The following is a 13,824-nucleotide window of genomic DNA, read 5'->3' as shown; positions in this document are numbered from 1 at the left end:
ACAGAAAATCGCTTATAGCCAAAAGGCATATCCACTCAAAACAGTAATAATAGAAAAACCTCTCCCAACAACTAAGATACATTTGAATAGTTTAGCTTCCATCCGAGGCTTGGGGGAGTACGCCTCCTCCTTTTTTATTTTATGATGATGGCTGAATAATATTGGTCATTGCAGGCGATGGGTACACAGGGGGATTTTTATGAACGACCACGAATTTGAAACTGAATACGGTTCGGCAATTAACAATAATGTGGAATACGAGCAACTGGCAAAAGCCGCCATTGCCAACGGCTATCTACAGCCTGAAAAACCACTGGTGGGTTTTATCAATATTGAGGGCGTGCGAAAAACAGCCGCCGACCTGAAAGCCGCCTTTCCCAGCCATTTTAGTCATCACTTTGCGGTCAAGGCCAACGGTATGACATCGGTGTTAAGCCTGTTGCGCGAGTGTGGCATCCTGGCGGAAACTGCCAGCCCCGGCGAATTGCAGCAAGCCCTGAAAGCAGGGTTTACCGGCAAAGACATTGTGTTTGATGAGCCGGCAAAAACCGAATACGTGATTCGCGAAGTGATTTCCCTCGGTGCCACACTGCACATCGATAATTTCGAGGAAATGGAGCGGGTGCGCACCATTATGGCGGAGCATGCTGATTATTCCGGCGAGGTTGGCTATCGCATCAACCCCCAGGTGGGCAGCGGTAAAATCAAGGCCATGAGTACCGCCGGTGCCCACTCCAAATTTGGCGTGCCGCTGGAAGACGACGGCAATCGTGAGCGTATTATTAAGGATTACCTGGCACACCCGTGGATGAAAACTGTACACACTCATGTGGGTTCTCAGGGCTGCCCGTTTGATTTGATTGCCCAGGGTCTTAACAAGGTAGTGGCGCTTGCCAAAGAAGTGAACGAGCGGGCTGGTGAGCAGCGTATTGAATCCATCGATATCGGTGGTGGTTTGCGGGTTAATTTTTACAGCGACAAGGTTACTCCAACCTTCCAGCAATACGCAGATTTCCTGAAGGAAAATGTCCCCGATCTGTTTACCGGCGAGTTTCGTATTAAAACCGAGTTTGGCCGTTCTACCATGGCCAAGAACGGTTGTATTCTAGCGCGGGTGGAGTACGCCAAAAACAGTGGTGGCCGTCATATCGCCACCACCCATGCCGGTTCGCAAATTGCTGCTCGCACCACTTTTATGCCGGAATCCTGGCCTTTGCGCCTGTCGGCCTACACGCCGGAAGGGGAGTTTAAAAATGATGACTGTGTTGAGCAGGATATTGCCGGCCCTTGCTGTTTTGCCGGCGATGTCGTGGCCCACCAGCGAAAAATGCCAAAACTGGAGAGCGGTGATTGCATCATGTTGCACGATACCGGCGCCTATTACTTCTCCAATCCGTTTTACTACAACTCTTTGCCTACTGCGGCGGTTTATGGCTATACCATCAATGATGGTCAGGTAGAGTTCGTTCAGTACCGCCGCCAGCAGACGGTGGAAGAAATGATGGCGATTATTGGTTAGTGAGTTTTTCTGTCATCCTTCGCTGCGCTCAGGATGACGGAACATATTAATTGCTGTCATTGCGAGGTCGCGCAGCGACCGCGGCAATCTTTTCAATTTGGCAACCAGTTTTGGGAGATTGCTTTGTCGTTTCACTCATCGCAATGACGGGCTGGGTTCTTATAAAAATATCAAAACAGGATGGTAGCAATGAGTAAGTTTTCTAAAACCCTGACAGGATTTCTTTCCCCGCTATTGGTATTACTGCTTGGGGTTTCCCCCCTGGCCAATAGCGCCGGCAGCCACGTAGATAACAGTGCCGCCATTATTCGCTACGACACCATTCACCACCCGGTTATTGGCACTGGCGGTATGGTGTCCAGCCAGCGCATGATCGCCAGTGAAGTTGGGGCTGAGATACTGCGCAAAGGTGGCAACGCCATCGACGCGGCTGTCGCCACCGGCATTGCTCTGGCGGTTACTTTGCCCCGCGCCGGTAATCTCGGTGGTGGTGGCTTTATGGTGATTCACCTGGCGGAAGAAAATAAAAATATCGCCCTGGATTATCGGGAAATGGCACCCGCTGCTGCCCACCGGGACATGTTCCTGGATGCCGACGGCAATGTTGACAATCGCAAAGCCCAGTTCAGTCATTTGTCTTCCGGCGTTCCCGGCACCGTCGCTGGCCTTGCTCTGGCGCTGGAAAAATACGGCACCATGAAGTGGAAAGACGTGGTCAAGCCCTCTATCAGGTTGGCGCAAAAAGGCATTGTGGTTTCCTACGACCTGGCAGAGAACCTGAAAAAACGCCAAGTCTGGCTCACCAGTAATGCTGCCACCGCAAAAGCCTATTACAAGAAGGGCGGCGTGCCCTACGAGCCCGGTGAAATTCTGCGTCAACCAGAGTTGGCCTGGACCCTCAAGCGCCTGGCAAAGTACGGCCCGGAAGAATTTTACAAAGGCAAAGTAGCCGAAAAAATTGCTGCCGATATGAAAGCCAATGGCGGCTTGATTACCATGGAAGACCTGGCCAATTTTAAAGTGGCAGAACGGGATGTCGTCTCTACCGACTATCGCGGCTATGAAGTAATTTCCATGCCCCCTACCAGTTCCGGTGGTGTGCATGTGATGCAAATGCTCAATATTCTGGAGCACTTTTCCATTGGCGACATGGGTGCGGGCAGTGCGGATGCAACTCACTTGCTGGCAGAAGTGATGAAACTGGCCTACGCGGACCGCAGCGAACACCTGGGCGACCCGGATCATTACCCGGTGCCCATTAAAGGGCTGACCAGCAAGGCCTACGGCAAACAGCTGGCGGCTAAACTGTCTTTGGACAAGGCCCTGTCATCGGACGAAATCAAGCCAGGGAACCCGGCTCCTTACGAAAGCCCGGACACCACCCACTTTTCGGTGATGGACAAGTACGGCAATGCGGTATCAAACACCTATACCCTGAACTTTTCCTACGGTTCCGGCATTGTTATTCCCGGTACCGGTATTTTGATGAATAACGAAATGGACGACTTCTCCTCCAAGCCCGGTGTGCCCAATGCCTTTGGTTTGGTGGGTGGCGAGGCCAATTCCATCCAGCCCACCAAGCGTCCGCTGAGTTCCATGACGCCAAGCATGATCCTCAAAGACGGCAAGCCCTTTGTGGTTACCGGCAGTCCCGGTGGCAGCCGTATTATCAGTACCGTGTTGCAGGTACTGGTGAATGTGATGGACCACAATATGAATATGGCAGAGGCCATTCACGCCCCGCGCATTCACCACCAGTGGCTGCCGGATCAGTTGGAGCTGGAGCCAGGTTACAGCCCGGATACCATCAAGCTGCTGAAACAAAAAGGCCAGAAGGTCAAAAAAGGTCAGACCATGGGTAGCGTGCAAACCATTATGTGGAAAGATGGCCGCTTTTATGGCGCCTCTGACCCCCGCCGCCCGGATGCGGGTACGGTAGCGGTGCAATAAATGAAAATATGGGCACTTCTAAAAATGCACTATTTTCGCGCCTCTCCGTCATTGCGAGGAGCGAAGCGACGCGGCAATCTCGATCAGAATGGCAGAAGGTCTGGAAATACGGAAGTTATTGGATGGATGCCGCCGCGCTTCGCTCGCGATGACGATTTCTTCGGGTTTCGTCGCCAGCCATTGGACCGAAGAAATCCAATTTTCTCAAAAGCAGTATTGGCATTACTCGGTTGTTTTCTACTTTTATCTGCCTGTAAAAGTGATAACCAGGGTGACGCACTCAACCTCGATACCCTGATTATCAATGGCAAGGTATACGCCGGTAAAAACCAACCGGCCAGTAAGGTGGCAGTTGGTGTAAAAGGGGATCGCATCGTGTTTGTGGGCGATGCCAGCACTCGCGAGATCAACGCGGTTCGTACTATTGATGCGGCGGGTAAAGTGGTTTCCCCTGGATTGGTTGACCCCCATACCCATACCATCGAGGAATTTACCGATTTGCGGGACAAGTCCCGCGCGGCAAATCTTGCCTACCTGATGCAGGGGGTCACAACGGTTTTTTACGGCAACGATGGTTTTGGCTATATCCGCACCGGTGACCTGATCGACTCTTTGAACAAACGCGACATAGGTACTAATGTGGCGTTTTTTGTTGGCTTGGGAAAAGTCCGCACTCAGGTAATGAAAACGGAAAACAGAAAGCCTACCTCTGAAGAACTGGAACAGATGAAGGCTCTGGTTGCCGAGTCTATGGAGGGTGGTGCACTGGGCTTTTCAACCGGTCTTTCCTATGTGCCGGATACTTATGCAGATACGGAAGAAGTGGTGGCTCTGGCCAAAGTAGCATCGTCTTATGGCGGTGTTTACGAAACTCATATTCGCGATGAAAGCAGCTATACCATAGGCGTTATTGAAGCCCTAAAAGAAGCATTGGAAATATCCCGGCGCGCTGATATTCCACTTAACGTGGCTCATATCAAGTGCCTGGGCGTGGATGTCTGGGGCAAAAGTGGTGAGATGGTTCGCCTGATTGAAGAGGCTCAAAAAGAAGGACTAAAGGTTACTGCAGACCAATACCCTTGGACCGCTTCCGGCGTCAGAATACGTCGGGCTTTGGTGCCGCCAGAGTATCTGGAAGGGGGCTTTGAAGAGTACCGCAAGCGCTTGCAAGACCCGGAACTGTTGCCGGAAATCAGAACGGCGATGACTGAAAATCTTCGTCGTCGCGGCGGTGCGTCTTCTTTACTTTTTGTGAAATCAGACGACAAAACCATCCTTGGGAAAACCTTGCAGGAACTGTCTGATGAGCGGGGCAATGACCCGGTTTCCACAGCCATTGATGTGATTGTTGCCGGTTCAACCCGGGTGGCATCTTTCAATATGCATGAAGACGATATCGCCAACTTTATGGTCAAGCCCTGGGTAATGAGCAGCTCGGATGGCAACGATGGCCACCCACGCAAGTACGCCAGCTACCCGAGAAAATACCAAAACTACGTGAAAAGCAAAGCCATTATCAGCGAGCAGGATTTTATTTATCGCAGCTCAGGCATGGTGGCAGACACGTTTAAAATTGCCGACAGAGGTTACCTGAAAGAAGGCTATTTCGCCGATATTGTGATTATCGACCCGGATAACTATCAGCCAGTGGCAGATTTTAAAAACTGGAACAAGCTCTCCAAAGGCGTGTTGTATGCTCTGGTAAATGGTGAGTTGGTCATCGATGACGGCAACTACATCGGTGCCCTGGCGGGCAGGGCGTTGCGCCGTGCAGACTGATAGGGCAGCCGTGTGCGATTTTTATCGGCACCGTGGCCGGGTTGCCGGTTCCATGCTGGCGATATTGTTACTGGTTGGTTTTGTCGTTGTTACCGTTGTTGTTAAAGACCCAGATAAAACGGCAACAGCGCCAACCATTTCCCTGTCCGGCACGGTTACGGATGAATTGGGCAAGCCTCTGACCTTTGGCGCACTGAGCGTAAACGGCGTATCCCTGGCGACCATTGAAAACGGCCAGTTTCAGGTGTCAGTAGACAGTAACCCGATGTATCAATTGCGTTTTGAAGCGCCCAGGTTCTATCCCATCACTCACACGTTCTCTCGCAATGAGCTGCTGCAGGGCGATGGCAACTCTTTTTCTCTGGTTCTGCCCCCCGTCACTTTGGTAGCTCGCAAACCCGGCCGCACTCTGTTTGCCTTTGGCGGTGATGTAATGGCCGGACGGCGCTACTACAAACCGCTCACTGGTGACCAACCATTAATTCGCCCGGAAAGCGAAACGGCAGATACTCACAATCTGCTGGAAAAGATCAAACCGTATTTGCTGGATGCGGACATTGCATCGGTCAATCTGGAAATTGTTGTTGCCGAACAAAAGCCGCAACTGGAAACCCCAAAAAGCGTGACCTTCTACGCGCGCCCGCCCCTGGTAGATGCTCTGAAGCAAGCGGGAGTGGATTACGTTACCCTGGGTAACAACCACGTTTACGATTTTGGCGATGAAGGCGTTGTGCTGACGCAAAAATATCTGGATCAGTACCAGATGCCGTATTCCGGTGGTGGCCTCAATGAAGCGGAGGCGCTTAAAGCTCATCAGATGGTGCACGGCGACAATCGTTTTCAGATGCTGGGTTATGTGGGCTGGCAGGGTAATTTCAGCCCCAACCAGGTGGCAGAGGCCGGCAAAGGTGGCGCCGCCTGGGGCAGCGAAGCCAATATTGAGGCCACCGTAAAGCGGGAAGCGGCCACCGGCAATCCGGTGGTGGTGCAGTACCACGGCAGCAACGAATACAGCTACGAACCCACAGGGGAAACCGTAAACCGGGCGAAGCTGGCCATTGATTCCGGTGCCGATCTGGTGATTATTCATCACCCCCATGTGGTGCAGGGCTTTGAAATCTACAAGGGCAAGCTGATTGCTTATTCCCTGGGCAACTTTCTGTTTGACCAGTATTTTCAGGAAACCCATCGCTCCGCCATGCTCTATGTGTGGATGGATGGCGAGCAGTTTGTACACGGCGAAGTGGTGCCCTTGTATGTGCACCACTATCAGCCCACCCCGGCGGTGGGTGCGGTCAGGCAGCATGTACTGCGGCGTATTGCTCATCAATCCAGCCTGGCGGGGTTGAGTATGGGCAGCAGTGGGGGGCACAGCACCATTCGCCCGGCGGGTTCGGTTCCATTGGCAGACGCTCAAACGGAAGCCATCTCTCTTGTGAGTGGGCAGTGGTCGGGAAGTATTCTTGCAAACTGGCGGCAACGGCTGGTGGCGGTAGAGGAGGGGTCAGTATGCCAGCTGGGTCGCGATCTTCTGGTTACTGGGGATTTTGATTCCACACCTGCATTGCCGGCAGACCCCGATACCTGGAATTTCAGCGATGGCAGCGGGGTTGCAAAGGGTGAGTTTGATGGCTTGGCTGCGCAATTGGCAAAAGGGCGCAGTTACATGGTAACCCGGGGTTTTCACCGTTTGGTGGAAGCAAAAGACGATGGGCAGCACTCGCTTACCGGTGTTATTCATTCCCAGCAGTCTCAGGTGTTGGAAGTCTGTTTGGAGTACGCGCCTAAAGCGCAATCTTTTGCGGTTTCTTTGGATAATGCGCCCATGCAATGCCTGGGCACCATAAACACCGGCAACGGCGACTGGAGCAAGTTCAGCTTCGATCTGCCGCCAGTAGATAAACAAACCTACAAAGGTTATCGGCTACGCCTGCAAAGCAAGCAAGCGTTGTCTGCCCCGGTATGGCTTGATGACCTTTCCTGGGTGGCGTGGCAATCAACAGCCCCATGCAAAGCACTTTCTGTGGCGGCAAATGTGGATCGCCTGAAAATCGTTACCCGTAGCCCGGGTGGAACGCAGTGAAATCCGGGAGACCACTCCGTATCAAATTCTGCCCCGGGTTTCACTGCGTTCCACCCGGGCTACGGGCTAAAAACCCTCTTTCCTGTCATCCTGAACGCAGTGAAGGATCTCAATGTTTAATCCGACATCGGGATCCTTCACTGCGCTCAGGATGACGTAAGGGCACCCCGTCTCCCACCTCCCTTGAAACTCTGAAATTCGCCCTTATCTAGCTGTCATTGGTTTTTTAGATACGGAGCAAAGCACCATGAGCGATACCGCCAGCCAAACCTCAACGCAAACTGAAACCCACGGTTTCCAGACCGAAGCCAAGCAACTTCTGCACCTGATGATCCACTCCCTGTACAGCAACAAGGAGATTTTCCTGCGCGAGTTGATTTCCAATGCCTCCGACGCCGCCGACAAGCTGCGCTTTGAAGCCCTGGAAAACGCCGACCTGTTCGAGAGCGACAGCGACCTGAAAGTGCGTATTACCGCCGACAGCGAAGCCAAAACCATCACCATCAGCGATAACGGCATCGGCATGTCGAGGGACGAGATCATTGACAACCTCGGCACCATCGCCAAATCCGGCACCGCGCAGTTTTTGTCCTCCCTGAGCGGCGACCAGAAATCCGATTCCCAACTGATCGGCCAGTTCGGTGTGGGCTTTTACTCCGCCTTTATCGTTGCCGACAAAGTGGTGGTGGAATCCCGCCGCGCCGGTGACAGTGCCGACCAGGGGGTGCGCTGGAGCTGTGAGGGGGAAGCGGAATTCCAGGTGGAAAACATCGAGCGGGCCGAGCGCGGTTCCGCCATTACCCTGCATCTGAAATCCGATGAAAGTGAATTTGCCAACGACTTTCGCCTGCGCAGTATTGTGAAAAAATACTCGGATCACATTGCGGTGCCGGTGGAAATGGTTAAACCGGATTATCCCACTGGTGAAGAAGACGACAATGAAAAGCAAGACAAGGCCGTTGAATTCGAAGTGGTCAACAGCGCCAAGGCCATGTGGACCCGCTCTCGCAGCGACCTGAAAGACGAAGACTACAAAGAGTTTTACAAACACATCGGCCACGACTACCAGGACCCGCTGGTGTGGAGCCACAACCGGGTGGAAGGCAAGCTGGATTACACCAGTTTGCTGTACGTGCCGTCTCACGCGCCCTTTGATATGTACAACCGGGATGCGCCCAAGGGCCTGAAGTTGTACATTCAGCGCACCTTTATCATGGACGATGCCGAGCAGTTCCTGCCCCTGTACCTGCGTTTTGTCAAAGGCGTGGTGGACTCTGCGGACCTGCCTCTCAACGTGTCCCGTGAAATTCTGCAACAGACCCCGGCGGTGGACAGCATTCGCTCGGCGCTTACCAAGCGGGTTCTGGATATGCTGGGCAAGCTGGCCAAGAAAGATGGGGACGAATACCAGACTTTCTGGAATACCTTTGGCCCGGTGCTGAAAGAAGGCCCGGCAGAAGATTTTGCCAACAAGGAAAAAGTCGCCGGCCTGCTGCGTTTTGCCTCTACCCACACCGGCAACAGCGATCAGACCGTGGCGCTGGCAGACTATGTTGAACGCATGAAGGAAGAACAGGACAAAATTTACTTCCTCACCGCCGACAGCTACAGCGCCGCTCAGAACAGCCCCTACCTGGAAGTGTTCCGCAAGCACGGCATCGAAGTGCTGTTGCTCACCGACCGCATCGACGAGTGGCTGATGAGCTACCTCACCGAGTTTGACGGTAAATCCTTCCAGGATGTGGCCCGCGGCGAGCTGGACCTGGGCAAGATTACCGGGGAGCCGGAAAAAACTGAGGAAGAAAAGTCCTCTGAACAGCCCAGCGCATTGGTGGAAAGAGTCAAAGAACTGCTGGGCGACACGGTGGAAGACGTACGCACCAGTAACCGCCTGACCGACTCACCGGCGGTTCTGGTGGTGGGCGATCAGGATGTGGGCATGCAAATGCGCCGTATTCTTGAGGCCGCTGGTCAGGACGTGCCGGAAAGCAAACCCATTCTGGAGATTAATGCCGATCACGACCTGTTGAAACAACTGGACGTGGAACAGGACGAAGATCGCGCTGGGGATTTGGCGCAACTGATGTTTGAACAGGCGCAACTGGCCGCCGGCGAGCAGCTGGAAGATCCGTCTGCGTTTGTGCAGCGGCTCAACAAACTGCTGTTCAAATGATCCAGTAGCCGGGTAGAGCGCAGCGGCACCCGGGGGCATATTTCGAATAAAATTCATCCCGGGTGCCGCTGCGCTCTACCCGGGCTACTGTCTGTTTTAACGCCGCAGTTTCGGATGCAGCGACTTGCCAAGAATATGTTCGCTGTTACCAATCACATGGGCGCTGTGGCCGACAATTAACGGGTCCGGGCCTTTTTCAATTTCCCTGTCTTTTCCTGTGTACGGCAAACTGGCGAGAAAGTGCGCCATGGTGTTGAGCCGTGCGCGTTTTTTGTCGTTGGATTTGATCACCGTCCAGGGCGCATCGGCGGTGTCGGTGTAAAAAAACATGGCTTCCTTGGCCTCGGTGTAATCGTCCCACTTGTTCAGTGACGCCTTGTCGACGGGTGACAATTTCCACTGTTTTAACGGGTCGTTTTTGCGGGCGTCGAAACGTTTTGCCTGTTCTTCCTGGGTCACCGAAAACCAGTATTTAAACAGGCGAATGCCGGAGCGGGTGAGCATGCGTTCAAACTCCGGGCACTGGCGCATAAATTCCAGATACTGGCTGGGTGTGCAGAAGTCCATGACCCGTTCTACGCCGGCGCGGTTGTACCAGGAACGGTCGAACAGCACGATTTCACCGGCAGAGGGCAGGTGTTGTACGTAGCGTTGAAAATACCACTGGGTGCTTTCTGCTGCTGTGGGTTTTTCCAGCGCCACCACGTGTGCGCCCCGAGGGTTGAGGTGCTCCATAAAACGCTTGATGGTGCCACCCTTGCCAGCGGCATCCCGGCCTTCAAAAATAATGACGATTTTCTCACCGCTTTCCTTGGCCCAGCGCTGTGCTTTTAACAATTCGGTTTGCAAAAACGCCTTGTGTTGCTCGTAGCGGCTGCGGCTCAGTTTGTTTTTGTAGGGGTATTCTCCGGTTTCAAAAGAGCGGCGGATGGCTTCATTGTCGTGGCGTAACTCCGCCAGGCGGTGACGGCCATCGGCTTGTGTACTGGCGGCCGGTGGCAATTGAGCTTGTTGCAATGCGGTATCGAATTCGTTGCTGCTGGTATTCGTGTTGCTATTGGGTTTGGCGGGGGTGTCCATAGGTTCTCCGTGGGCTGTTTTATCCCTTAAGTATAGGAGTTTCAGGGGTGCCAGACGCTGTTTGGCTGTTGATGCAGATCAAATAAACCGGTTACCAATTATGGGGAGTACGGTATCTGTCTTTGGTGGTAGCGGCGATTGCTGACCCAGTTCCGCCCAATGGGTATCCGGGTGGTGAAAATCGGAGCCGCAGGACGCCAACAGGCCCGCTTGCTGGCAGATATCCGCCATGCGGCGGCTGTCTTGGGGTATCTGCTTGCCCGATACCACCTCCATGGCCTGACCGCCGAGGGTTTTAAAATCCTCTATCAGCGACAACAGCTTGGTGCGGGTGAGTTTGTACTTTAGCGGGTGCGCCAGCACCGCTGTGCCGCCAGCGTCGACAATCCATTGAATCGCCTGCGCCATGGTTGCCCAGTGCTGTTTGACATCGCCGGGCTTGCCGTCGCCAAGGTATTTTTTAAACACCTGCTGATTGTCTTTCACCTGGCCGCTGGCAACCAGGTAACGGGCAAAATGCGGGCGTCCCAGTTGGCCGTTATTGGCGATTTTTTTTACTTCTTCCAGTGGGCAGTTGAGGCCACAGCGCTGTAATTTGGCAGCGATTTGTTGCGCACGCTGTTGGCGGGCAGCGCTTTGCTGTTCGACGGCTTCTGTAATGGATGCTGAGTCAATATCAATGCCCAGGCCAACAATATGCACAGCTCGTTTGTTCCAGGTGGTAGAGATTTCAATGCCGGGAATCAGGGTCAACGGGCAGCTTTTGTAATCAATCTGCCGGTAGGCCGCCACAGTATCGTGGTCGGTAATGGCCAGGTGAGTAACCCCATTCCGATGCGCCCGCTGCACCAGTTCAGCGGGCGTCAACGAGCCATCCGATGCGGTGCTGTGGCAGTGCAGGTCGAATTTCATAAATTAACCCCGCTGTCATCGCGAGGAGCGCAGCGACGCGGCGATCTCCTGGCTTCGGAGTGGCTGGCCGGAGATCGCAATTTAATCACTCACCTTGCCGCGCATGGCTTTTAATTTGCCCCGTTTCGCCTTGCTGTCCAAACGCCGTTTTTTGGAGGCCTGGGTGGGCTTTGTGGGGCGGCGTTTTTTTTGCACGGTGGTGGCGGCGACAATCAGTTCCCGGAGGCGGGCGAGGGCGGCGTCGCGGTTTTTTTCCTGGGTGCGAAATTCCTGGGCTTTGATTACCACGACTCCTTCCTTGGAAATACGCTGGTCGCGGTAGGCCAGCAAGCGTTGTTTGTAAAATTCCGGCAGCGATGAGGCCTGAATATCAAACCGCAGGTGGATGGCGCTGGATACTTTGTTGACGTTCTGGCCACCGGCACCCTGGGCGCGAATGGCGCTGAAGTGCAATTCGTTGTCCGGAATTACAACGTTGTTGGAGAGGGTCAACACGGGGCATGCTGCCGCAGTACGTCGAGAAACTCGACGCCGAATTTATCCAGTTTCGATTGACCCACGCCGGTGATATGCAGCAATTCCGCTTCTGTGGTGGGTTGATATTCCATCATTTCCATCAGGGTGGCATCGTGGAACACCACGTAGGGTGGCACGCCTTGTTCGTCCGCCAGTTGCTTGCGCCGCGTCCGCAGTGCTTCCCACAGTTGCCGGTCGTCGTCACTGACGTTACTGCTGGCCGGTTTGCGTGCGGGCTTGCGAAGTGGGGATTTATCCACCACATCCAGGCGCAGGGTCAGGGTCATTTCACCGCGCAGCAGAGGGCGGCTGGCTTCGGTGAGTCGCAGGGCGTTGTAGCGTTCGGCGTCGGCCACCAGAAAACCCTGCACCACCAGTTGTCGCACCACAGAACGCCACTGGCTGTCGGTCAAATCGCTGCCAATGCCAAAGGTGCTTAACTGGTTGTGGTTCCACTGGATGATTTTGTCGTTCTGTTTGCCACGCAGAATATCGATCACATGGCCGGCTCCAAAGCGCTGACCACTGCGATACACTGCCGACAGCAGCTTTTGCGCCGCCTCGGTGCCGTCCCAGGTCTGCGGCGGTGTCAGGCAGATATCGCAGTTGCCGCAGCCACCGTCTGGCTGTTCTCCACGGTAGTCTTCACCAAAGTAAGCCAGCAGAGAGCGGCGGCGGCATTCGGTGACTTCGCACCAGCCTAATAAGGCATCCAGTTTGCTGCGTTCGATGCGCTTTTGCTGATCCGGGGCGGTGGAGCTGTCCATCATTTGTACCAGGCGCACCACGTCTTGCAGGCCGAATACCATCCAGGCATCGGCGGGCTCGCCATCGCGCCCGGCGCGGCCGGTTTCCTGGTAGTAGGCTTCCATGCTTTTGGGTAAATCCAGGTGCGCCACAAAGCGCACATCCGGTTTGTCGATACCCATGCCAAAGGCGATGGTGGCCACCATCACCACCGCGTCTTCCCGCAGAAAGCGCTGCAGGTGTTCGGCGCGGGTGTCGGCGGGCAAACCCGCGTGGTAGGGCAGGGCGGTCAGGCCGCGACTGCACAGCCACTCGGCGGTGGCTTCGACTTTTTTGCGCGACATGCAGTAGATAATGCCGGCGTTGTCTTTGTGACCGATCAAAAAGCGCAACAGCTGTTTTTTGGCATCGCTTTTGGGTTGCACGCTGTAGCGGATGTTACTGCGGTCAAAGCCGCTGACAAAATGCCTGGGATTGTCCAGTTGCAGGCGCTGGGGAATTTCCTGCTGGGTGCGTGGGTCGGCGGTGGCGGTGAGTGCCATGCGCGGCACGCCGGGAAAGTGATCGCGCAGAATATGCAACGCCAGGTAGTCCTGGCGAAAGTCATGGCCCCATTGAGACACACAGTGGGCTTCGTCAATGGCGATCAGCGAAATGGTCAGGGATTCCAGCAAACTGAGTGTGCGTGGCTGCAACAGGCGTTCCGGGGCGATGTAGAGAATATCCAGTTCTCCCCGGTGCATTTTTTCGACGATTTGCTGCTGTTCGGCGGGGTTTTGCGTGGAGTTGAGAAAGGCAGCCTCAATGCCCAGCTGCACCAGTGCCGATACCTGATCCTGCATCAGCGCAATCAATGGCGACACTACAATGCCCAGGCCATCCCGCACCAGGGCAGGTATCTGGTAGCACAGGGATTTGCCGCCGCCAGTGGGCATCAGTACCAGAGTGTCGCTGCCGTCGAGTGCGGCTTCTATCACTTCCTGCTGGGGGCCGCGAAAGGCCTCGTAGCCGTAAGTTTCCCGAAGTATGTTGTGGGCCTGTTCAATCATGGCGGCATTATAGCTG

At 54.4% G+C, this 13,824-nt stretch carries 9 protein-coding genes; 5 read left to right on the top strand and 4 right to left on the bottom strand.

Going from position 1 to position 13,824, the window contains the following annotated elements; genetic code table 11:
- The first annotated feature begins 199 nt into the window (after positions 1–199).
- The 5 genes from ACVBEJ_RS01350 to htpG all read left to right on the top strand — a co-directional run bounded on the left by ACVBEJ_RS01350 (position 200) and on the right by htpG (position 9,504).
- Positions 200–1,519 (top strand): hypothetical protein, encoded by a 1,320-nt coding sequence (locus ACVBEJ_RS01350; RefSeq protein WP_447127787.1) that lies wholly within the window; start codon positions 200–202, stop codon positions 1,517–1,519.
- A 189-nt stretch (positions 1,520–1,708) separates the two neighbouring features.
- Complete coding sequence (ggt, locus tag ACVBEJ_RS01345) at positions 1,709–3,469, top strand: gamma-glutamyltransferase (protein WP_447127786.1); 1,761 nt, start codon at positions 1,709–1,711, stop codon at positions 3,467–3,469.
- A gap of 216 nt (positions 3,470–3,685) precedes the next feature.
- On the top strand, positions 3,686–5,248 hold the full coding sequence (locus ACVBEJ_RS01340; RefSeq protein ID WP_447127785.1) for an N-acyl-D-amino-acid deacylase family protein: 1,563 nt from the start codon (positions 3,686–3,688) through the stop codon (positions 5,246–5,248).
- Entirely contained in the window at positions 5,238–7,331 is a 2,094-nt protein-coding gene (locus tag ACVBEJ_RS01335; RefSeq protein ID WP_447127784.1) for a CapA family protein, read from the top strand. Before ACVBEJ_RS01340 ends, ACVBEJ_RS01335 begins: the two co-directional genes overlap by 11 nt.
- A gap of 247 nt (positions 7,332–7,578) precedes the next feature.
- On the top strand, positions 7,579–9,504 hold the full coding sequence (gene htpG, locus ACVBEJ_RS01330; RefSeq protein WP_447127783.1) for a molecular chaperone HtpG: 1,926 nt from the start codon (positions 7,579–7,581) through the stop codon (positions 9,502–9,504).
- Between the two features lie 96 nt (positions 9,505–9,600).
- On the opposite strand, the gene ppk2 is transcribed toward htpG, so the two are convergent.
- The 4 genes from ppk2 to recQ all read right to left on the bottom strand — a co-directional run bounded on the left by ppk2 (position 9,601) and on the right by recQ (position 13,808).
- The gene (ppk2, locus tag ACVBEJ_RS01325; RefSeq protein ID WP_447127782.1) at positions 9,601–10,584 is read right to left on the bottom strand and encodes a polyphosphate kinase 2; all 984 of its coding nucleotides are present in this window, start codon (positions 10,582–10,584) and stop codon (positions 9,601–9,603) included.
- Positions 10,585–10,662: 78 nt separating this feature from the next.
- Positions 10,663–11,496 (bottom strand): PHP domain-containing protein, encoded by an 834-nt coding sequence (locus ACVBEJ_RS01320; RefSeq protein ID WP_447127781.1) that lies wholly within the window; start codon positions 11,494–11,496, stop codon positions 10,663–10,665.
- A gap of 81 nt (positions 11,497–11,577) precedes the next feature.
- Positions 11,578–11,991 (bottom strand): alternative ribosome rescue aminoacyl-tRNA hydrolase ArfB, encoded by a 414-nt coding sequence (gene arfB, locus ACVBEJ_RS01315; protein ID WP_447127780.1) that lies wholly within the window; start codon positions 11,989–11,991, stop codon positions 11,578–11,580.
- Complete coding sequence (recQ, locus tag ACVBEJ_RS01310; RefSeq protein WP_447127779.1) at positions 11,985–13,808, bottom strand: DNA helicase RecQ; 1,824 nt, start codon at positions 13,806–13,808, stop codon at positions 11,985–11,987. Before recQ ends, arfB begins: the two co-directional genes overlap by 7 nt.
- Positions 13,809–13,824 lie beyond the last annotated feature (16 nt).

The organism is Porticoccus sp. GXU_MW_L64, from assembly GCF_052983295.1.
The sequence above is the reverse complement of the archived record's forward strand: the minus strand, read 5'-3'. Positions and strand labels throughout refer to the sequence as shown.

Excerpts from the sequence above, each read along its gene's own strand:
- ACVBEJ_RS01350 (WP_447127787.1), top strand. The coding sequence starts at position 200 with ATGAACGACCACGAATTTGAAACTGAATACGGTTCGGCAATTAACAAT.
- ggt (WP_447127786.1), top strand. The coding sequence starts at position 1,709 with ATGAGTAAGTTTTCTAAAACCCTGACAGGATTTCTTTCCCCGCTATTG.
- htpG (WP_447127783.1), top strand. The coding sequence starts at position 7,579 with ATGAGCGATACCGCCAGCCAAACCTCAACGCAAACTGAAACCCACGGT.
- ppk2 (WP_447127782.1), bottom strand. The coding sequence starts at position 10,584 with ATGGACACCCCCGCCAAACCCAATAGCAACACGAATACCAGCAGCAAC.
- ACVBEJ_RS01320 (WP_447127781.1), bottom strand. The coding sequence starts at position 11,496 with ATGAAATTCGACCTGCACTGCCACAGCACCGCATCGGATGGCTCGTTG.
- recQ (WP_447127779.1), bottom strand. The coding sequence starts at position 13,808 with ATGATTGAACAGGCCCACAACATACTTCGGGAAACTTACGGCTACGAG.